Genomic DNA, 23023 nt, shown 5'->3' on the forward strand with positions numbered 1-23023 from the left:
TTAAAATTAATTTATGAGTTGCGAACATTAGTTAAGATATGAGTGATAAGATTCGTAGTTATTATTACTGATTTATTATCAATGCTTACAACTACATTATACGAGGGGGATATTAAATGAAGAAGCAGAAAGAAAATAATGGCCTTTATGTTGAAAATCCAACAGTGGGGTATCAAGAGGCACAAGAACAACCAACATACGACAGGAAGGTAGAACCATACAATAGAAAGGAAGAATCTAATAGTAATAATAATAATGATGATGACTTTTATGGTGAGATGGATGACGCTTATAATGAGGAAGAAATCGATGCAAATGAGGAAGAATCTTATTACGATGAGGAAGAGATTTATGATGAGAAGGCAGATACAAAGATTAAGAAAATTAGAGCATACTCTAATCCGTATACTGTAGGAGGAACTTTATTTGTTTTTTGGCCACTAGGTTTGTATTGGATGTGGAAATATAAAGTATACAAGAAACGAACTCGAATAATATTATCGGTTTTAATGCCGGTTTATGGGACATTAAGGTGGATAGGACGTTTTAGTAATTAAAAAATTTAATAAAGCATAAAACCATTAATTTCTGATATCTTATCGTCAAAAATTAATGGTTTTAAATTATTTTAATAACCTTTTACCTACCACAAATTTTTTTTTATAATACCCAATCAATTCAGATGCTTTTATGATATCCCCAGATTTTGGAGAATGAATAAATTTGTTGTTTCCAATATATATACCAACATGAGATATTTGATATTGAACAGCTGGGTTTGTTCTAAAAAATACTAAATCACCAATCATGAGATTGTTTATATTAATAGAAATACCTTTATTTACCTGGTCCATAGTTGTCCTAGGTAAATCTATACCAAAATGCTTAAAGGTATACTGTACAAATCCAGAACAATCAAAACCACCACTGATATATTTACCTAAAGGGTCTAATATTTCAGGTGTTTCTCCTCCCCATAAGTAATTCATTCCGAGAAGTGTATCTGAGTATGATACTATATCATTGCCACTTACTAGAACATCGTATTGCTCTCCATTTCGTATATAGTTAGATTTGTTTAATGGCGTTTTAGAATTCGAAAAAATAGTAATAATCATATAAACAATGGCTAAAACAATAAGAATTAATATTAAGATCCAAATCCTTATTGGATTTCTTTTATTAAAAGATCGTCTCATACTTCCTCCTATGATCAATGATAAAAATAACCTTCTATTAAACTATTATAGAATTTGTTTAAATATACTAAAATTAGGAATTAGAATTAGGCATTAAATAAAAGCCATCAATTTTTGATTAACCTAAATCAAAAATGGATGGCTTTTTATTAGTATAATTATTTTAAAATAACTTCTTCAAGTGATCTTTTAGGTACATGGTGAATTGCATTTTCATCTCGCCAGTACTTAACATCAGCAGGTATAACAATTTCATTAATAACAACATTTTCTTTAGGTTTTCCTAAAGCTATAACTAAGTTAATTTCAAAATTATTATCTATGTTAAGAATTGATCGTAAATCGATCTTATTTATATTCCCAAGCATACATCCACCTAAACCTTTTTCTACTGCGCCGAATAGAATACTTTGAGCTGATATACCAGTATCTAAGGAAGGTTGTTTGCTGATAGTTAAATCATTAAGGATAACTATGTATGCACTTGGTTTTTCGCCTTCACAAGGACCGTTCCAATCCTTTAGATAACCAGCCCATCCTAAAGTTTTAAATATGCTCTCATTTTTAACAATATCATTAGATATAATATACTTCAATGGTTGAAGATTTGCAGCAGAAGCGGATAACCTAGCAAGGTCAACTAATTCCGTTAGAGTATTTAAATCTATTGTTTCATTTTGATAAAATCTTCTGTAAGATCTATTTGCCAAAACCAAATCCTTTATCATTTTGCACCCCCATAATTTAAAAGCTATTGCAAACAGTATAGCTATAAACAGAGTATACTTCAAGCAAAAAACAATATATTCATAAAGGTTTCTTTTAATTAAATATAAAAAAGCCTAGCTTACGCTAGGCTAAATCTTAACAGGTCTATTGTTATAAATTGTTTTCATAAGCTTCTACCATCTTCTTTACCATTTGTCCGCCTACTGAACCATTTTCTCTTGAAGTTAAATCTCCATTGTAACCATCTGTAAGATTTACTCCTACTTCTTTAGCTGCTTCCATTTTAAATTTGTTTAATCCAGCTTTAGCCTCTGGAACTAACACTCTATTATTTCTTGACATATAATTCACCTCCTCTTTACTTGATAATGATTTTCATTTCTGATATTATAGTGTGCAGTATCTGAAATAATACTCATTGAAAGATATGGGTGTTTAAATATAATTTAATAAAAAAGGTACATTTTATTAAATTTCTATTAACTTCTTTACGTTTAAAGGATAGAAGGCTTTTATGTAGAATATAAAGTAGTATTAGATAAATTTGTCTAATGTATGTAAACGTTTATTCTTACTCGAGATATTAATACTGTAGAAATTGAAAGCTATGGAAAAGAATAAGTAGGAGGGTGAATAATTTGAACTATAAAAAATTAAAAGAAGATTTATTAAAAAAGGTAGGATCGCTGAGAAGTATGTCTCTAAATGTCACTAATGAGAGTGTAAGTGAAAAAGAACTCCTTCGATTAGCAAAAAAATATAACTTTAAAATATCTGATTATTAAAAAAATGCTAATATAACTTATGTATATATAAGTCATATTAGCATTTTTTTTGAGCTTTAATTAATACGTTTTAGTTTTATATCATACGTATTCTTATATTTTGCCATACGAGGATCATTTTTAAAATAACTCTCATACATTCCTCTAGCAACATTTGCGGCGTCACTACCATAACCACCATCAAATATAGCTATGGATATTGCAATCTCAGGATTTTGCGCTGGTGCATAGCCTACATACCATGCATAATCTCCTCTACCAACTTTACTCATTAAATCAAGTGTATTAAACTGTGCTGTACCTGTTTTACCACCTGTAGGTATAGGAAAATCACCAAGTGCACCAGATGCAGTACCATCTGTAGTACCACCTACACCACCTGTAACTTTATTCATTCCCTGCATAACTAGATCTCTAGTTTCTGCACTCATATCTGCTTTACCCAAAACCTCAGGTTTTGTTTGAGATACTAACGTGCCTTCAGAATCTTTTACGTTATCAACCAAATGTAGTTTGTATCTTGTCCCGCCATTTGCAAGGGTTGCTATATAATTTGCCATTTGAAGAGGCGTGAAATTATCCATTCCTTGTCCAATTGAGGCAATAAACATATTGTATGGTAGGCTTAAAGAAGCATGCCCTTGAGTTACAGATCGTAGGTATACATCATTTACAATTGCGTTAAGGTTAGCAGTTGTAAATTTTTGATCTTTATACAAAGAATCAGTAGCGATTAATTGTTTAAACAAAATCTCATAATTTATTTTTGAAAAAGTTCCATTCTTTACAGAGTCCTTTATTTTATCTTTAATTTCAGTTTTTATCTCAGAGAGTTTTCTGCCTTTATAAACAATAAGATTATCTCCGTCCCTATCATATAAATCTATCGCAGGAAATTTTGTTCCATTTACATCACCACTAACTCCAAGAGTTAAATCTTCCTCAATACTATAAAGATATTGTGAAGCTGATAGGTTTTTCTGGGATACCGTATTATACACCTGCCCAAAATTCTCATTTATCTCTATTCCTGTACTAGGTTTAACTGTTTTAGGATCAGCCCCGAGTCCGAACATCCATGCATATTTAGCTAAAATATCATCGTCAAATTTTTCTCTTAATTTCTGAGCTACATTCATGAAAAATGGGTTACTGGATTTTTCTATTGCCTTTACTACATTTACAATACCAAGCGCACCATCTGTTTTGAATTCATTCCAATTTGGGCCTCCTATTTGATTCTTACCACCCATATCATACCCGCCTCTATCAAGGTAGGTCGAACTAGCATTAATAACCCCAGTTTCAAGACCTGCGATTGCTGTCATTGGCTTAAAAATAGAACCAGAAGGAATAAGTGACATAGTTGCATAATTGTATAAGTATTTTGGATAGTAATCAAACTTATCCTTTCTAATTGTTGTATTTCCTTTTATGCTTTTGTCTATGGGAAACATATAATCAATTAGACTTTGTGATTTCCCTTGAGCTTTTGCCATTTTTTCATAGTCTGGGTTAAAGTATTTTTCTGATTGAGCCTCCGTTAATCCTTGTGATGTAGAAAAATCATTTGGATTATAACCTGGCAAACTAACTAGTGCTAATATTCCACCAGTATGGATATCTATGGCAACAGCTCCGCCTCGTGTAGCATTTGTTACATCTAAGCCATTGTTTGTTATTTTACTTCGTATTACCTTCATTTCAGTATTTAAAGCACTTTCTGTGGCATATTGCAAATTTCCATCTATTGTAAGCTGAACATTTTTACCGGGAACTGCCTTTTTACTATTTGATTTATCCCGTGCATTAGCTTTATCATCGATAATTACATCTTCGTCGCCATTATCTCCTTTTAGAGTACTCTCCATTGCAGCTTCAATTCCAGATGTACCAACATAATCTACACTTGTATCATAACCTTTTGCAGAATATTTTGCTTTATCAGTAGGACTTATTTTACTTATATATCCTAAAACAGATGAAGCAAGTTGTCCATAGGGGTATTGTCTCATTGGTTGGTCATCTACTTTAATTCCTGGTAATTCTGATAGGCTTTGCTCAATTATTAGCGAAGTATCTTTCTTTAAATTAGTTGCTATGTTAATAGGTTTAAATTGAGTGAAAAAATTCATTTTAATATTGTCTTTTACAATTAAATATCTTCTTAGTAGAGCTGGGGGAGCATCGATATTTAAACTTGATACGCCTTTTACTACACCATAATTATTAAGAAGTTTGTTGTATATTTGCTCAGGAGTTAGTTTTAAGAGCTCATTATTCAGAGCAGTAACTTCAGATGAAGTTAAATCAGCTTCTTTTTTATTTTTAAATTTGTTTTTCAAAATTTCTTCTTGAAGGCCTCTATCTTTTATAAATCTTAATAACAGGACTTGTATTGACTTAGGATCACTTGAAGTAAATTCAAATCTGTATGGATTAATTTTCAAGGGGAAATTATCTGTTTGAACTTCTCCATTTTCATCCAGAATTTTAAATACCTTTTCTAATATTGCAAATAATTGTAGGTTTGATTTTTCAGTATTTGTGTATGTAATGTTATAGCCAGGTATTTCATTTGCGAGGTTTATACCGTTTTTATCTGTTATAAGGCCTCTTGGTGCAACTACAGTAATCTTGTGAGTATTAGCTGCAGCAGTTGCTTTATTCTTGTAATATTCTCCATTAAATACTTGTAGATAGTATAATTTAACACCTATTACTGAAAAAATAACTACCATAATTATAAGTAAAACATTATACCTATTAAATTTCTTTCGTTTTTTCATTTTAATCACCACTTTAAACTTTCATTTTTTTTATAAGATTAGATTTTTATACTCCTACTATAGTACCATAAAAAATGTTTAATTCCTTATAAGTTTTATCGTTTATGATATAATGTATAAGTATTATTGATTATGGGAGGATAAAAAATATATGATTGGAAAATTACTTTTAAATAGATATGAGTTATTGGAGAAAATTGGTGAGGGTGGCATGGGAGTTGTTTATAAAGCAAAGTGTCACTTATTAAATAGATTTGTAGCTGTAAAGATACTAAAAGCAGAGTTAAGTGATGATGAGGATTTTGTTATGAGATTTAAAAGAGAAGCTACATCCATTGCTAAATTATCACATCCCAATATAGTAAATATTCATGATGTTGGCTCAGAAAACAATATTAATTTTATAATTATGGAATATATTAACGGAAAAACATTAAAGCAAATAATTAAGGAAGATGGTAGGCTTAGCCCCCAGAAGACCTTAGATATAGTTTTGCAAGTAGCTAAGGCACTTGAGTGTGCACATAGTAACAATATAATTCATCGAGATATAAAACCAGATAACATTATGATAACTCAGGATATGATGGTTAAAATTATGGATTTCGGAATAGCTAAAGTTATGGATTCTAGTACCATAACAATTAGTAATAAGGTTATGGGGACTGTACATTATTTTTCGCCGGAACAAGCAAAAGGAAAGCTCGTGGACTGTCGAACAGATATATATTCTTTAGGAATTGTAATGTACGAGATGGTCACTGGTAAGGTGCCATATAACGCAGAAAGTTCTATTACAATAGCAATGATGCATATTCAGGAAACTGCTATACCTCCCAAAAAAATTATCACAGATATACCAGAGAATATAAATCAGGTAATTTTGAAGGCAATGGAAAAGGAACCTATAAAAAGGTACCAAACGGCTAATGAAATGGTAAAGATTTTAATGTCAATTAAAGAAAATCCTAATTATAAAATAGGGGTTAACAATAACATAGATAATGCTACAAGGCTTATGGATACAGTTATATCTTCTGATATACGGGATGATTTAACAACTATAATGAGTCCGACTTCAGGTGAAGATGAAACAATGATTAATAATGATATAGAAGTACAACCTCTAAAAAGGAAGATAAGCAAGAAGAAAAAGGTTATGATATTAATGGCATCAATAATTTTAGTTATGTTTGTAGCTGGTTTAGGAAAGTTTATTTCCAAAGATGAAACTGCTAAAACACCAACGAGTGCTGTAAAAACAACAGTTCCTGTTGTTGAAAATACTAGTACTAAAGCAACTGAAGATGTGCAAGTAACTGAGGAAGTACCAACAACTGAAGAGTTACCAGTAAATGAAATGAAAGTTATACCGTCACTTATTGGAAGTACTCAAGAAATCGCTGAGCAGAATGTAGTTAATAATGGATTTTCACTTGGAAATGTTTCAAATAATTACAGCGACAGTGTTGATAAGGGTTTAGTTATTAGTCAGTCACCTGAGGTAAATACATCTTATGAAAAAGGTGGCAAAATTGATATAGTTATAAGCCAAGGAGAAAAGGAAGATGATGATGAGAAAGAATTACCTCAGGTTAAGGAAAGAGACAAAAAGAAGGGTAAAACGATAGATCAAAAGAAGCTAAAGAATGATCGTTCCAAAGATTAATTTATATAATCTTTGATTCCTAAGGCTATACCGTCATTATGTACGGTATCAGTCACTTTTTTTGCGTAGGACTTAACTTCATCACTGGCATTTCCCATAGCTATTCCACATCCAACAGTAGATAACATTTCTATATCATTTTTTCCATCACCAAAGGCATAACTATTTTCTTTTGGAATATTTAAATAAGTTAGTGCTTTTAGGATTCCTGTTCCTTTTGTATTTCTTTTTGAATAAAGCTCAAATGAGTTTTGATCTATATTATGAAGATAATCATATTCATCACTATCATATCCCAAGGACAAACAGTAATCTATGCCGTTTTTATCTTTGCAAAGCATTTCAATCTTGTAGGTGTCTATATTTTCAATGTCATAACTAGACTTTATGTATTTTCTAGAAATATTGTAAGTATCATAAATCGAATAAAATTCTTTGCTACTTTCTTTCATATATGAATATAATGCTCCTTGTAACATGTATTGAATGCCAAGTGCTTCAAAATTAGCAATTAATTTTTTAAGAACTTCTTTATCCAGAGGTTCTTTATAAATAACTTTATCTTTAATTGTTACATGTGCTCCATTTGTTAGAATAAAACCATCAAATCCGAAATCTAATAGTTCTTTACTTAAAAATGCATAAGGTCGACCTGTTGCAAGGAAAACATAATCTCCATTAGTTTGTAGCTTACGAATTGCTTTCTTCACTCTTGGGGTAATATCTGTTAAACCGTTCAAACAATCTATTAATGTTCCATCTATGTCAAAAAATACTGCTTTTTTCATAAGTAAATATTACCTCCTTATTTGATTTGCAAATTACTATTTGTTGTCGTTTGATATCATTTTAGTACAATTGTTACTGATTGTGTGAGGTTATAAATGTTGATGAGGAATGGATGAGCGTAAGTCAAATTCTAAAAAATAATGAAAGAAAAATAAGAATTATTAGAATAGAGAATATAAATAATATAAATAATGTGACAATAGTCTAATATACATTATAAAACGCCAGTTGGGTCGCAGATTAAACTTAAAATCACTCCTTAGAATAATAATTTAATTCGTTAATTAATGAAATTTTACAAAAATTCTGAAAGTTATATATACACCATATCACCAATACAGATGAATTTCAACATTTTTAGACAAATATTTTTAAGATATTTATAGATTAAAAATACTATTTATAATATCGAAAAGAATACTCGTGGCTTCAGCCATGGAATAAATTTTCAATAAGGAATGTAATGAAACTCTGATGAATAATATATAATGGATATTAATTTTAGTGATAGCGAAAATATAATTTAAATTAAAAGGAGAATAATCATGGCGAGTTTTTATAAAGAAAAAGAAAATAATGATGGAGATGGAGGAGGAATTAATTTCGTGGAAATTTTAAATGAAAATAGAGATATTATAAGACAAGGAAGATTTATTATATTAAATACATCAATTATATATAATGTTGAAGAGGATTTTTATTATACATTAGCTACATGCGTTAATGATAATAATGAAATAGAAACAATAAGTATAGAAGGATTTGGTATACAAGAAAATATTCTGGATTTTAAGGGTGCATATATCGACTATGAGGAGTATAAAATAGATTCTCAAATCAATTATACAGGTACAATATACAATTTATAAAAATATTATAAGTGGATTTAAAGTATAGATATATATACAAATTTATACTATAATTATTATAAAGTAATAATAAAATATAGTAATAATAAAATATAGTAGAAAGGATAAAGTTATGAGAAAACAACATCCACTAATTCATACTTTAATTCATTTAAAAGGAAACCCTAGAGCGTGCGTCTATACTGAGCCATTATGGGGAATTCCATTTAATTTATTTGCTCCATATGTTTCTATATATATGTATACTTTAGGCCTAACAGATAGCCAAATTGGTTTTACTGCTAGCATAGGAATGGTTTTTCAAATTATATTTTCACTTCTTGGAGGTGTAATTACAGACAAGCTAGGTAGGAAAAGAACTACTTTAATTTTTGATACTTTAGCTTGGAGTATTCCTTGTTTAATATGGGCTTTTTCAAGAAGTTTCTCTTATTTTGTGATTGCAGCTATAATAAATAGTATTTCTCGAGTAACAATGAACTCGTGGAGTTGTTTACTAGTTGAGGATTGTGATAAAAAACAAATTGTTAATATCTATACCTGGATTTACATATTAGGATTAGGTGCTGCATTTTTTGCACCAATATCAGGGCTTTTTATAAGCAAATTTGGATTGGTTCCAACTGTTAGAGTCCTATATATTATTTCTTTTGTTATGATGACATCTAAGTTCTTAATACTTAATAAGTATTCTACAGAAACAGGACAAGGTAAGATTAGAATGGAAGAAACCAAACACATAAATATTATGAATTTATTTAAGGGATATTCAACTGTCTTTATTAAAATACTAAAAACACCAGAAACCTTACTTACAGTAGGAATAATGCTTATTATGAGTATAATAGGGGTAGTAAATAATACCTTCTGGGCAATTATAGTAACTGAAAGAATTCATATACCAGCTAAATATATAGGAATGTTTCCTTTTATACGTTCTACCATTATGATTATATTCTTCTTTACATTAGTTCGTACCATTGGGGCTTTTAAATTTAAAAAACCTTTAATTATTGGATTTTCATTGTTCACAATTAGCCAAATTCTTTTAATAGCAACTCCAGATAAAGGATATCTTATTCTAATAATAAGTATCATTTTAGAGGCCTGCAGTATATCACTCATAAGTCCGATACTAGATTCCATGCAAGTAATCTTGGTGGATCCAAAGGAAAGAGCTAGAATAATGGCTATATTATACGTAATTGTAGTAGCTTTTACATCACCATTTGGATGGATTGCAGGTATATTATCGGGGGTAGATCGAAGGTTCCCATTCTTACTAAACATTTGTCTTTTACTTGTAGGGATAATACTTACCATTTTTCAATCCAATATATCAGGCCATAAGTCTGAAAATATAATGGAATAAATTTATGGTAGATTATTTCCCAGTAAATATATTAGTTAAGGGGATTATATATGAAAAATTTACTTAATTAAAATATTGTTAAATTTAACAACAAATTAATTAAAGACTTAACTTCATTATTGAGTGAATGCTGGAAACAATCACTTTAATGAAGTTAAGCCTTAGTTAGGTCTTAGTAAAATTTTATAATTTTATTTTAAATTCTTTTAGACATTTCTTTATTCCATCTTTCGAGTCTGAAAACTCTAGACCATAACTTTTAATTTTATCAGTACATAGTCTTACATCTCTATGGTGGTCTTTATATTTTTCAGTTTCCTTTTCTAATAATTCATTCATTCTATGTTCTAAACCAACTTCTTTAAATATTAATGAGCATATGTCATAACGGCTTAAATCATTATGACTACCAAGGTGATATATGCCATAAGGAATCTCAAATATCATTGGAAACTGATCAATAACTTCATGAACATAAGTTAAGCCTCTATATTCATTTGGAGTAGCCTTTGTTTTTTTACCTAACATAATATCAGTTAAGGTACCCCAAAGTATATTAGGAGACATACTACAATTACGTTCAGGCATCCCCAAAAGCCAAGTGAATCTTACAACCCAAAGTTCATCTAATACTTCTTTTAGTAAACCTTCAGCTTCAAGTTTATTTTTACCATACATTGTATCAGGACTTGGAGTATCATCTTCGGTATAAGGACCAGCGTCTACATTTCCATTAAAAACTTGTTCTGTGCTGAGAAATATCATTTTAGAATTTGATTTCTTGCAAGCTTTTGCAACGTTTAAAGCGCCTGTTACATTAATTTTATATGCAAGCTCAGGATTTTTGTCGCAAAATTCAGTACTTGCTTTGGCAGCTGCATGAATTACATAATCTGGCTTAAAACTCTCGAAAATTTCAGTTACATTCTCTTCATTAGTAATATCAAGCATTGATGAACTAGCAGAGAGAATTTCATAAGTGTTTTTATATCGTAGTGCAAATCTTGTACAAAAGAAACCATTTCCGCCTGTTAATAATATTTTTTTCATTTAAGCACACACCTTTATTTAAAATTTCAATTTATAAAAACTAAGAAGAATTGACATATATACTATCCACCTATAATTACGTTAAGACCATTATATCTCATTTTACTTGCTATTTTCTCAATACTTTCAGTGGAAAAAGCAGATACATCTGATAATTTATAATCCACTTTTAATAATTTATATTTATTGCTGCCATATTGATGAAAAGGTAGAAGATGAATTTCTGATAGATTTAAGCTTTTAACGAAGTTAATTATTTCTTTTATGTTTTCATCATCTGTAGTATACCCTGGTATTAAAGGTACTCTGGGTATAACTTTTTTATTCATTTTCACCAAGAGTTTGAAATTATTTTTTATTAGTTCTATATTTGCGCCAAGGAGTAGTTTGGATTTTTCTTTATCCATTATTTTAAGATCAAATAATATTAAATCTAAATAGGAAGCTAGTTCAATAAGAGCTTTTGTATTTCCTTGACCACTAGTTTCTATAGCGGTGTTAATGCCTAGAGTTTTTAGATTCTTAAGTAACTTACTTGCAAAAGCACTTTGAGATAATACTTCACCACCTGAGAGAGTAACCCCACCTTTAGACGTACGATAGAAAACCATATCCTTTTGAACTTCTGCCACAACTTCTTCTACAGTCATATATTTACCAAACTCAGTAATTGCACCTGATGGACATTCAATTACGTCTAGGCTACAATGCTTGCAATGGATACATTTACTTTGCATTTTAACTATTTGAGGTTCAAAACTTATAGCTTCAGGGTTGCTACACCATGGGCATTTAAGGGGACAACCTTTAAAAAATACAATTGTCCGAATTCCTGTGCCGTCATGTAAAGAATATCGTTGTATGTTTAATATTAAAGCTTTCACCTAATCACTTCCTATAAATTATGTTGCGTTCTTCTTATGATGTCATCTTGAATTTCGCGGCTTAGCTCTATAAAAAAAGCACTATAACCTGCAACTCTTATTACAAGTCCCTTATAATCATTTGGTCTTGCCTGAGCACTTTTTAATGTCTCTACTGAAACAACATTGAATTGTATATGCTGAATTTTTAGCTTCATAAAAGCATATAGAAAATCACATAATTTATGGATTCCAGATGTGCCTTCTAGAGTTTTAGGACTAAACTTAACATTTAATAAGCTGCCATTTGTTGTTAAGTAGTTATCTAACTTGCTCACGCTTTTAAGTACTGCAGTAGGTCCAAGAACATCTCGTCCAACCATTGGGGACAAGCCACCATCTGCAAGTTGCTGCCCGGATTTACGACCATCAGGAGTAGCACCTACAGATTTACCAAGTGGAATATGCGCTGATACAGTGTACGAACCAGGTACAAATGTTCCACCTCTAGGAGTAACATGCTTTTCCACGGATTTCGAGTAGTATCTAAGAATATCAGAGCTAAGATTGTCTACTTCATCATTGTCATTTCCGAACTTATCATACTTATTTATCAAACGAACTCTAAGTTTTTCATTTTCGATACCTTCGAAATTACAGTCCAAAGCTTTTATTAGAGCCTTTAAGGTAATTCTTTTCTCCTCAAAAACTATCTTTTTTAGGGCATAAAGTGAATCGCTTAAATTTGCAATGCCAATACCTTGTACCCCAGAAAAATTATATTTTGCACCACCATCTGTGATATCTTTTCCAGTTACTAAACAATTATCTATGAAACACGAAAGAAGTGGGACAGGTGCAAATTCTTTATGTGCAATATCTACAATGTTACAACCATCGACCATGAGTTTCACATATTTATCGATATTTTCTTTTATTTCTAGGATTATTTCATCAAAGGTAATATTCTCATTGTTAACGCTTTCCTTTAATGATATCTCCATTATTTTTAGTAAGTTAAATAGTGCTATATCATGTAGTCCATAAGTTTTACCAGGAAGTGAGAGTTCAACACAACCAACGACAGAATAGTCTCTTGCATCCTCTAAACTAACACCTCTGTTTAAAAATCCTGGAACTATTACTTCATCGTTAAATATTTGAGGAATTCCTGTGCCAAGTCTTACTGTTTCAGCGGTCTTCTTTAAGAAAGCTGGCTCTATAAGTTCATTTACACGTACACCCAAATTTGGTTGAGGAAGGCGAATATCTTGATAAGTATCTAGAGCAAGATATGATAAATCATTAACTGCAGATCGACCACTAGGAGTAAGTCCTCCAAGGGTTATAGTATACCCAGTTGGGAACCCAGCAAAGTAAGTAGCACTATTGCTACTTCTAATTAAAACAACATCATTTGTTTTAATCCATAAGCAGGTTAAGACTTCTCGTAGACTCTCAGCACTTATCCCATTCTTAAGGTCATTTTCATAAAAATGATACATATACTTATCAAAACCACCTAAAGACAAGGAACTAGCATTGGATTCATATTGTAGAATTACAGAAAAATACCATAATAGCTGGCAAGCTTCATAAAAAGTCTCAGGCTTTTCCTTAGAGATTTTTGTTGAAATTCTAGAGATTTCTAAAAACTCAGCTTTTCGTCTTTTGTTAAGTTCTTTCTCAGCACTCAATTTAGCAAATTCAGCATATCTTAAAATATGTCTTTGAGAAGCTTTAAGGGTTATTTGGGATGCTTTATAGAAATCATTGCCTGGGTTCTTTTCAGATAGCTCTGATGATTCATGGATTATCATGCCAAGGCCTTGGTTTAATAGTTTCTCAAAATTCGTTATTATATGACCTTGACCTTTATCAGTTTGATTAAGTTTGAAAATATCTAAATCAACAGGCTTGCGTACCTCACAAGTAATCTTATCATTTATAAAGTCTTTTAAGGATTTACCGGCCCAATAGGGATAAAGAACCTCTCTATAAATTTTCTTATCCTGAGCAGAGATAATAAAAGGGTCTTGTGGTCTACTTTCTAAAGTATCAAGTTCATCACTAATCCAGTATGGATCCATTTCAGGAGAAATGATTCCGCTCCTAGGTTTTATAGTTCTATTACCAATTATAAGTTCTTCAGTTCTTATAGAGATTCTTACATTATCAAGGACATGGGCAGTTGCTTTTGCCCGCCTTATAATTGCTGAATCAAGCATTGTTTCTTTATAACTTTGAGTATATAGCAGAGCCCTTTCAAGGGATACTTCTCTTTTATTTTCAAAAAGACCACTTTTAAGTAATTGGATTCTATCATTAGCCAAAGTATAAACCTCCTATTTGTTATTTATTGTTATTGTTTTCTATTAATGTTTATTACTTATTCTTATTGTATTACTAAAATAATAAAAATTCAATACCTGAATATAAAAATTATTATGTATTACAAACTATTTTAATTAATATGTTCATTAAAAGTGTTACAACTTTTTCTACTATATATGGTAAAATAAAGAGACTAAAAATAATTATTAAATTTTTTTATAATTAGGAGAGTGTAATATGCATTTAGATGAAGAGTTTAAGCTTACAATTTTAGAAACTAGTGATGTTCATGGATCTATATTACCTATAAATTATTCCGACAATTCATATTCTAATTGTGGACTTGCAGCTTTATCTACAATAATTAGAGATCAACGTAAAATAAATAAGAATACCTTACTTATAGATAATGGCGATATGCTTCAAGGTACTGCAATTACATATTTCCATGCTAAAATAAATAATGATATAAAAAATCCAATGATTGAAGTTATGAATCTTATGGGATATGATGTTGCTGTCATTGGAAACCATGAGTTTAACTATGGTAGGGTTTATTTAGAGGATGCTATTAAATTATCAAATTTTCCATGGATATGTGCCAATATAACGAAAAAAACTAATGGAGAGAGCTTTACAAGTAAGCCTTACATTATTAAAACATTTGATAATGGATTAAAAGTAGGTATCTTAGGATTAACCACAAAGTATATTCCTAACTGGGAAAATCCTGAAACAATTGAGGATTTGAATTTTGAAGATGTAGTAGAGAGCGCTAGCAAATGGCTTGATATAATGAAAAGACAAGAGAATACTGATGTAAATATAGTATCTTATCATGGTGGATTTGAAAGAGATTTAGAAACTGGTGAGCCATCGGAAAAATTAACAGGAGAAAATCAGGCATATGAATTATGCAAAAAAGTTAATAATATGGATGTGCTTTTAACTGGGCATCAGCATAGAATTATAGAAAATATTTTGGTGAATGGTGTTTTGGTTTTGCAAACAGGTTACAATGCAAGGTCGATTGGCAAAGTTTCTATTGAACTTACTAAAAAATCTGGGAAATGGTCTATATCTAGTAAAGAGTCATCAACTATTAATGCAAATGGAGTTCATGTAGATACAAGAATTGTGGATTGCGTAAATAATATAGAAACAAAAACTCAAGCATGGCTTGATACTCCTATGGGAGATATAGAGGGTGACATGATTATTAAAGATCCTTTTGAGGCAAGGCTTAAAGATAATGCTTATGCTGAATTTATAAATAATGTTCAGATGGATGCTGCGAAGGTTGATATATCAAATACTGCTATTTTTGATAACCACTGCAAGGGATTTAAGAATAATGTTACTATGCGAGATATAATAGCAAACTACAAATACCCCAATACATTAAAGGTAATTAGCTTAAAAGGCGCCGACATTAAAGCAGCGCTAGAAAAATCTGCACAATATTTTAGTATGGTTGATGGGAATTTGCAGGTAAGCATGAATGGTAAATATCCTAAAGTTCATCATTATAATTATGATATGTGGGAAGGAATAGAGTATGTTATAGATGTTTCAAAACCCATAAACTCTAGGATTACAAAAATAAATTATAAAAACAATCCACTAAATATGGAAGAGGACTATGCTGTGGTGATGAACAATTATAGAGCCGGTGGCGGTGGTGACTATTTAATGTTTAAGGGGAAACCAATTCTTAAAGACATACCCATAGATATGGCTGAACTAATTGCAAACTACATTCTTGTAAGAAAAACAGTTAAGGTAGCATTGAATAACAATTGGAAGGTTATATAATGTATTAGGGTAAGTTTTATAATGTATTAGGGTAAATCGGAGGGAAATAATCAATGCTACAAGAAAATATTATTAGAACTACTTTGTTTGCAATATTATGTATATGTTTTGTCTTATACTTATTTCTAGGTGTTTATAGTTATAAGAAAGATAAAAATTCGAAAGTAAATATAATTTTTTTATTTTTATGTATATGCGCTAGCCTTTGGGCTATTGGATATGCATTTATGTTAATTAGCCCTAGTATAGAAATTGCGAATATATGGAGAATAATAGCTCTATTTGGAGCTTGCTTTTTAGATGGATTAGTCTTATCCTTCGTATTTTCTCTTAAAGAAATAAATGAAAAAAGATCAAACTATAAAGTACATTATTTGGCATATATACCTTTAATAATATTTTTCATAAGTAATATATCATACGAACCATCTAAAGTAATAAGTAAAGAATCCTATGGATTTGTAGGTGATTTATATTTTACTACAGCAATCGGAACTATGTTTACTATATATATAGCAACCTTGCTTACAATAAGTTTTGTAATGGAATATTTTATAATGAAAGATTCTAAAAAGAATAGGGTAAGAAAGCAAATGAAAACTATATTAATTACTAGTTCAATCTGCTTTTTCTTAGGGGGAATACCAGATTTAATTTGTCCAATAATGGGCATTAAAGTTTTTCCAGCTGGGATTATAGCGATGTCTATTGGAATGGGTGGAATGTGGTTTGCAGTTAATAAATATAATATGATGTCTATTTCTTATAAACGTGTATCACAATTTATTTTTAAAGCTGTTAGTGAACCAATTTTCATTTTAGGTGAAGATTTTCTGGTGAAAAATTGTAATGAAGTTTCACTGGATATAACTGGATATAATTATTCAGACTTAGATAAAAAGTACCTTAATTCAATAATAAATTTTAGGGATTATAATTTTAATAGTATTATGCAAGAGGGAAAGGTTACTAATATAGAGGTTGATTTATATAGAAAAAATAAAGAAACACTTATTTGTGAACTATCGGCAACCGTTGTATATGATGAGTATAAAGATGTATTAGGAATTCTTATTATATTGCATGATGTCTCTGAAAGAAAAAAGATAGATGAGTTACAAAAGATTTATACATATGAATTAGAAGATTCAAATCTTAAACTTAAAAATGAGATAGAAGATAGACAACGTGCAGAAGAGCAAATACGCCATTTTGTATATTATGATGCACTTACAGAAGTCCCCAACAGAAAAAAAATGTTGGAAGACATTAATATATTATTAGAAAATAAAAATGAAAAATTTGCAGTTCTGTTTATAGATTTGGATAAGTTTAAAAGTGCTAATGATAATTATGGTCATCTAGCAGGAGACGAAATTCTTAAAAGTGTTGGTAGGAGACTAATAAACATTATAAGTTCAATGGACACGATTTATAGAATTGGTGGAGATGAATTTATTATAATACTAAGAGATATAAAAGATATAGAAAATGTTCATAGAATTGCGTTAGCAGCAGTTGAAACATTAAGTACAGCTTTTATTTATAAGGATAATAAGTTGTTTGTAGGTAGTAGTATAGGTATTAGCATATTCCCAGAACATGGAATGGATGCAGACACGTTAATAAAGAATGCAGATTCAGGAATGTATGAGGCTAAGAGAAATGGCGGAAATCAATATACAATATATTGCCTAGAAAAGAAAGAAAAAGAGTCACACGAGGGGGCAATACAGGATGTTACATCAAGAACTTATTAGGATTATATTATTTGCAATATTATGTATTTGTTTTGTTTTTTACTTGTTTTTTGGCATTGATATTTATAAAAAAGATAGAAAGTCAAAAGTAAATGTGGATTTTTTAATTTTGTGTATATCCTGTAGCCTTTGGGCATTAGGATATGCATTCATGTTAATTTCTCCTAGTTTAGAAATTGCGAGAATCTGGAGAATAGTTTCTGCATTAGGTTGGTTTTCTTTTAATGCAGTATGGATATCTTTCGCATCTTCTATTGTAAATATAAATAAAGAAAATTACAGAACGAGCAAAATACAATTTCTAATATATATAATAACAATAATATTTTTTATAAATTCATTAGTATATCAGCCCTCAAAAGAAATAAGTAATGAAGTTTATGGGTTTGTAGATAATTTATATACTACTAAGCCTATTGGAGTTGTCTTTAGTATATTTATATTAATTTTGTTTGTATCAAGTATTCTAATAATATATTTTCAAATGAGAAATTCTCATAAGAATAGAGTGAAAATACAGATGAAAACTATTTTAATTACCAGTTTAATTAGTTTTGTGTTAGCAGGGATATCAGATTTAATTTTACCCATGTTTGGTATTCTTAATTTCCCCCTTGGTATTATTACTGTTTCTATTGGAATGGGTGGAATGTGGTATGCAATTAATAAACATAAAATGATGTCAATTTCTTATGAACTTGTATCAGAATATATTTTTGAAGCTGTAAATGAGCCGATTTTCATTCTAAGTGAGGACCTACTAATAAAAAATTGTAATGAAGCATCACTAAATATAACAGGTTATGATTATCTAGATTTAGAGCGGAAATCGCTCAATGTTATAATAAATTTTAGGGATTTTAAATTTAATACTATAATGCAAGAGGAAAAGGTTGTTAATATTGAAGTGGATTTACATAAAAAAAATAAAGATAAACTTATTTGTGAATTATCGGGAACAGTTATATATGATGAGTATAAAGATGTATTGGGAATTCTTGTAATATTACATGATGTTTCTGAAAGAAAAAAGATAGATGAGTTACAAAAGTTGTATACATATGAATTAGAAGATTCAAATATTAAGCTTAAAAAAGAGATAGAAGATAGATTACACGCAGAAGAGCAAATACGTCATTTTGTATATTATGATGCACTTACAGAAGTGCCCAACAGAAAAAAGATGTTAGAGGATATTAACATATTATTAGAAAATAAAAATGATAAATTTGCAGTTCTGTTTATAGATTTGGATAAGTTTAAAAGTGCTAATGATAATTATGGTCATCTAGCAGGAGATGAAATTCTTAAAAGTGTTGGTAGGAGATTAAAAGACATTGTAAGTTCAATGGATACAATTTATAGAATTGGTGGAGATGAATTTATAATAATACTAAGAGATTTAAAAGATACAGAGAATGTTAAAAAAATTGCAATTGCAGCAGTGAAAACATTAAGTACAACGTTTACATATAAGGAAAACAAATTATTAATAGGCAGTAGTATAGGAATAAGTATATTCCCAGACCATGGAATTGATGCCGATACGTTAATAAAGAATGCAGATTTAGGAATGTATGAAGCTAAACGAAAAGGTGGAAATAGATATAATATATATTCAGCAGAAATGGAAGAAAATTTAAATAAATAAGAGAAGAAAATTATGGATAGGCATTAATGCTTATCCATATTTTTTTGTCTGCATATTGAGAAAAATGTATGTTTTGTTTGTAAACAGAGTATAAACTCTATGTAAACAAACTGTAAATTAGTAAGCAGATGTAAATTGAAAGAAAATTCTTGCAAAATAAGTAATATCATAATATAATCTATATAAAGTAGTAGAAAAAGGAATTATAATGGAATAATAAAGGTTATTTTAGTGAATGTAGAAGTTGGGGGTATGTATATAGAATGGACGGTATAACAGAGGTCTTAAGAAAGGAAAAGAAGTATATTATATCTCAAGCAACATCTAGTAATATGTATCAATTGTTATCTCAAGTTTTACATCAAGACCAAAATTCAGCTCGTGAGGGATATATGGTAAGGTCATTATATTTTGATACAATAGATGATACTGACTATACTCAAAAAGAGGATGGATATGAATATAGAAAAAAAATTCGTTTGCGTATTTATTCTCCAAGTGCCAATAACGCGAAGTTAGAAATGAAAGAGAAATTAGGAGATAATCAACGTAAAAGGTCACTTAATATTTCAAAGGAACATGCATTGGAGTTAATATCAGGAAGATATGAATGTTTATTATCTTACGAAAATTCTTTTGCCCTGGAGTTATATTTTGCGATGATGCAACAGCTCTATATGCCAAAATGCATTATCGAATACAGGCGAACAGCATTTTTTATAACTGAAAATGATATCCGGATTACTCTTGATTCACGTATTGAAGCAACAGAAAATAATTTTGACCTGTTTTCGCAAAATTTAAATCTATACCCAGTAAGCCATTTTGATGATGTTACTCTCGAAGTGAAATACAATAGATTTTTATTAAGTTATGTCAGAGATTTGTTGTCAGAATGTAATAAGATTTCGACATCAAACAGCAAATATTGTTTGGGAAGAAGTATTAGTCAATCTACTGGTGGACTATTTACATAAGAATAGTTATTTGTTAACAATAATAATACAATAATTCACATATTAAAGTCTGGGGGAAACTATGAAAGAACAATTACTTAACTATTTAGTTACAAATACAGGAGCACTAACACTAGAGGGTGTTTTATTTAATTTTCTAATGTCAGTTGTGCTCGGTGCTGTTATATATATATCCTATCGTTTTTCACAAACTGGAGCAGTATATAGTGCAAGGTTTAATGTTTCTTTGGTTATGCTTACACTAATAACTACAATGGTTATGAACGTAATCGGAAACAATATAGCCCTATCATTAGGTATGGTCGGTGCTTTATCTATTGTACGTTTTCGTACAGCTATTAAAGACCCTAGAGATACAGCATATATTTTTTGGTGCATAGCTGTTGGAATATGTTGTGGTGCCTCAGAATTCATGATAGCTGGGGTTGGGTCAGCGGTAATATTTTTATTCTTATTAATATTTGGTTTGGTTAAAACCAATGATCGTTTTCTACTTGTAGTTCGTGGCACGCGTGAATGCGGCGAATATATTGAAAATACTGTAAGCTCACAGTACAATGGTAAAGCACGTTTAAGAGTAAAAAATACTTCAGCCCAAACAGTGGAATATATATTTGAGTTATCTCAAGTGATGATTAAGGCTGCAAATAAAAATGAAGAACCTATCTCAGACATATTGTATAAAAAAGAAGGTATCAGTAACGTAAATATGGTATGCCAAAATGATGAGATAAATCGATAAAGGATGGTGAAGAATGACAAATAGGCGCATTACCAGTTTAATAGTAATTGCGGTAAGTCTTATCATCACTTTAAGTATGACGATTTACACTAATAAAAAAGCAGCGGTAAAAAGCACTAATTCTTATAGTGAACCATTAGTTAGCGCTGATAAAGAAGATAATGCATTATCATCATTAAGCGATGATTTCACACTGAAAAGTGATTTTTCATCTAATTTGCCAATAGTTATTATTGATACTGAAAGTATAGAACCACCCGTGAATACAAAATTTAACGAACAGACACTTTTATATGAACCAATTAAAGATATTGAACCTTTTGTTGATGGCACTATTTCGGTGCTTGATAATAACAAAAGGAATCTGTTAACAGATAATCCAACAAGCAAAAGCAAAATTAAAATCAAACTACGTGGAAATACATCGATGAAATACGCTAAACCTCAATATTTAGTTAAACTTATCACAGAAACAGGGCAAGATAATGAACTATCATTGTTAGGTATGGGCACGGATAATGAGTGGATTATAAACGGAACTATGACTGATAAAAGTATGATGCGCAATTATTTAGCCTACCGTACGGCATCTAAATTTCTTAGTTACACACCAGATGCCTTGTATTGCGAAGTGGTGATAAAAGAAAAGGATGCCTATACCTATCAAGGGGTTTACCTAATGGGTGAAAGTGTTAAACAAGGCCTAAATAGAGTAGATATTTCTAAATATAAGGCAACTGAGAATTATAACAGTTATATGGTGCGTAGGGATAGATATGACGAAGAAGCTATTATGCTTAAAACATATGCTACGCAAAATAAACTTAGTTCCGGATATCTTGGTCTTCGTTATCCTAGTAAAATTAACGTAAACCCAAAGATGATAGATTATATTGAAAAAGATATTAGTAAAATTGAAAAAATATTATACTCAGATAATTCATCTGAATTTTCAACATATCCTTACTATATTAATGTTGATTCTTTTATTGATTATTTTATAATTAATGAATATTTTGGAAATTATGACGCAGGTAATAATTCTACTTATATGTATAAGGAATTAGGTGGGAAGCTTAGCATTGGACCGGTATGGGACTTCGATGGTGCAGTAGACAATTTTACTGAAAAACCTATGAATGTTAAAGCTCTGGCTGTTCAAACAGCACCGTGGTTTGACAGACTTACAAAAGACAAATCATTTGTATTAAAACTTCAAAAACGTTATGCACAGCTTAGACGAACATATCTTTCAGAGGAAAATATTACAAATGATATAAATGAAATTGAAGCATATATTGCCCCAGCGCAGGAACGCGAATGGGCTCGCTGGAATGAAATTCGGAGTAAGCAAGATGGTTATGCACTAAAACCATATAGAGATGCAGAAGGCGACAAGATTAATCGTGAAATTTCTGAGTACGATCAAGATGTATTTAAGTTAAAAACAATTTTAAGAAAACATGGAAATGAAATTCCAAAGAGCTTACAAGCATTAGGGCAAGTTGCAACCAAAGAAACAGATTGGACAAGTCGAACAAATTTGATATTACTTTTCGTTGTGGCTTTGTTCTGTATTCCGATAATTTATGTATCACGGGAATAAAATTAAAGCAAAAGTATATTCAAT

19 protein-coding genes are annotated in these 23023 nt (G+C 30.2%); 11 read left to right on the top strand and 8 right to left on the bottom strand.

All coding sequences use genetic code 11. The features are described 5' to 3' along the window. Positions 1-116 precede the first annotated feature (116 nt). Complete coding sequence (locus KPL55_RS21375) at positions 117-557, top strand: hypothetical protein (protein ID WP_216308813.1); 441 nt, start codon at positions 117-119, stop codon at positions 555-557. A 66-nt stretch (positions 558-623) separates the two neighbouring features. Here KPL55_RS21375 and KPL55_RS21380 read toward each other — a convergent pair whose 3' ends face one another. From KPL55_RS21380 to KPL55_RS21390, 3 genes are all read right to left on the bottom strand, one after another. Next, complete coding sequence (locus KPL55_RS21380; RefSeq protein ID WP_216308787.1) at positions 624-1199, bottom strand: C40 family peptidase; 576 nt, start codon at positions 1197-1199, stop codon at positions 624-626. A gap of 158 nt (positions 1200-1357) precedes the next feature. Continuing rightward, positions 1358-1927 carry a nitroreductase family protein gene (locus KPL55_RS21385; RefSeq protein ID WP_216308788.1) on the bottom strand — a complete coding sequence of 190 codons (570 nt, stop codon included), beginning with the start codon at positions 1925-1927 and terminating at the stop codon, positions 1358-1360. 151 nt (positions 1928-2078) lie between these two features. Then, positions 2079-2270: an alpha/beta-type small acid-soluble spore protein gene (locus tag KPL55_RS21390; protein WP_216308789.1), complete on the bottom strand. Its 192-nt coding sequence runs from the start codon at positions 2268-2270 to the stop codon at positions 2079-2081. 296 nt (positions 2271-2566) lie between these two features. Between KPL55_RS21390 and KPL55_RS21395 the strand changes: the two genes are divergently transcribed. Beyond that, on the top strand, positions 2567-2713 hold the full coding sequence (locus KPL55_RS21395; RefSeq protein WP_216308790.1) for a hypothetical protein: 147 nt from the start codon (positions 2567-2569) through the stop codon (positions 2711-2713). A gap of 56 nt (positions 2714-2769) precedes the next feature. On the opposite strand, the gene KPL55_RS21400 is transcribed toward KPL55_RS21395, so the two are convergent. Further along, complete coding sequence (locus tag KPL55_RS21400) at positions 2770-5502, bottom strand: peptidoglycan D,D-transpeptidase FtsI family protein (RefSeq protein ID WP_216308791.1); 2733 nt, start codon at positions 5500-5502, stop codon at positions 2770-2772. Positions 5503-5653: 151 nt separating this feature from the next. On the opposite strand from KPL55_RS21400, the gene pknB reads away from it, so the two are divergent. Further along, the gene (pknB, locus tag KPL55_RS21405; RefSeq protein WP_216308792.1) at positions 5654-7171 is read left to right on the top strand and encodes a Stk1 family PASTA domain-containing Ser/Thr kinase; all 1518 of its coding nucleotides are present in this window, start codon (positions 5654-5656) and stop codon (positions 7169-7171) included. Here pknB and KPL55_RS21410 read toward each other — a convergent pair. Beyond that, complete coding sequence (locus KPL55_RS21410; RefSeq protein ID WP_216308793.1) at positions 7168-7959, bottom strand: HAD family hydrolase; 792 nt, start codon at positions 7957-7959, stop codon at positions 7168-7170. The two genes, pknB and KPL55_RS21410, sit on opposite strands and share 4 nt — an antisense overlap. Before the next feature lie 546 nt (positions 7960-8505). Here KPL55_RS21410 and KPL55_RS21415 point away from each other — a divergent pair. Beyond that, positions 8506-8829, top strand: coding sequence for a hypothetical protein (locus tag KPL55_RS21415; protein ID WP_216308794.1), 324 nt, complete (start codon positions 8506-8508; stop codon positions 8827-8829). A 112-nt stretch (positions 8830-8941) separates the two neighbouring features. Then, on the top strand, positions 8942-10201 hold the full coding sequence (locus tag KPL55_RS21420; protein ID WP_216308795.1) for an MFS transporter: 1260 nt from the start codon (positions 8942-8944) through the stop codon (positions 10199-10201). 183 nt (positions 10202-10384) lie between these two features. On the opposite strand, the gene KPL55_RS21425 is transcribed toward KPL55_RS21420, so the two are convergent. The 3 genes from KPL55_RS21425 to KPL55_RS21435 all read right to left on the bottom strand — a co-directional run bounded on the left by KPL55_RS21425 (position 10385) and on the right by KPL55_RS21435 (position 14447). Then, positions 10385-11251, bottom strand: a complete 867-nt coding sequence (locus KPL55_RS21425) for an SDR family oxidoreductase (protein ID WP_216308796.1) — start codon at positions 11249-11251, stop codon at positions 10385-10387. Between the two features lie 62 nt (positions 11252-11313). Then, on the bottom strand, positions 11314-12135 hold the full coding sequence (locus KPL55_RS21430; RefSeq protein WP_216308797.1) for a [formate-C-acetyltransferase]-activating enzyme: 822 nt from the start codon (positions 12133-12135) through the stop codon (positions 11314-11316). An 11-nt stretch (positions 12136-12146) separates the two neighbouring features. Then, positions 12147-14447 carry a formate C-acetyltransferase gene (locus KPL55_RS21435; protein ID WP_216308798.1) on the bottom strand — a complete coding sequence of 767 codons (2301 nt, stop codon included), beginning with the start codon at positions 14445-14447 and terminating at the stop codon, positions 12147-12149. Between the two features lie 238 nt (positions 14448-14685). On the opposite strand from KPL55_RS21435, the gene KPL55_RS21440 reads away from it, so the two are divergent. The 6 genes from KPL55_RS21440 (at position 14686) to KPL55_RS21465 (ending at position 22999) form a co-directional block, all read left to right on the top strand. Further along, on the top strand, positions 14686-16263 hold the full coding sequence (locus KPL55_RS21440) for a bifunctional metallophosphatase/5'-nucleotidase (RefSeq protein WP_216308799.1): 1578 nt from the start codon (positions 14686-14688) through the stop codon (positions 16261-16263). 53 nt (positions 16264-16316) lie between these two features. After that, positions 16317-18023, top strand: a complete 1707-nt coding sequence (locus KPL55_RS21445; RefSeq protein ID WP_216308800.1) for a diguanylate cyclase domain-containing protein — start codon at positions 16317-16319, stop codon at positions 18021-18023. After that, positions 18001-19674, top strand: a complete 1674-nt coding sequence (locus tag KPL55_RS21450; RefSeq protein WP_216308801.1) for a diguanylate cyclase domain-containing protein — start codon at positions 18001-18003, stop codon at positions 19672-19674. Before KPL55_RS21445 ends, KPL55_RS21450 begins: the two co-directional genes overlap by 23 nt. 263 nt (positions 19675-19937) lie before the next feature. After that, entirely contained in the window at positions 19938-20651 is a 714-nt protein-coding gene (locus tag KPL55_RS21455) for a polyphosphate polymerase domain-containing protein (RefSeq protein WP_246599726.1), read from the top strand. 61 nt (positions 20652-20712) lie between these two features. Further along, complete coding sequence (locus KPL55_RS21460; RefSeq protein WP_216308802.1) at positions 20713-21393, top strand: DUF4956 domain-containing protein; 681 nt, start codon at positions 20713-20715, stop codon at positions 21391-21393. A gap of 13 nt (positions 21394-21406) precedes the next feature. Then, positions 21407-22999: a CotH kinase family protein gene (locus tag KPL55_RS21465; protein WP_216308803.1), complete on the top strand. Its 1593-nt coding sequence runs from the start codon at positions 21407-21409 to the stop codon at positions 22997-22999. Positions 23000-23023: the final 24 nt, after the last annotated feature.

This window comes from Clostridium lacusfryxellense, assembly GCF_018861735.1.
GTDB classification, from domain to species: Bacteria; Bacillota; Clostridia; order Clostridiales; family Clostridiaceae; genus Clostridium_AD; species Clostridium_AD lacusfryxellense.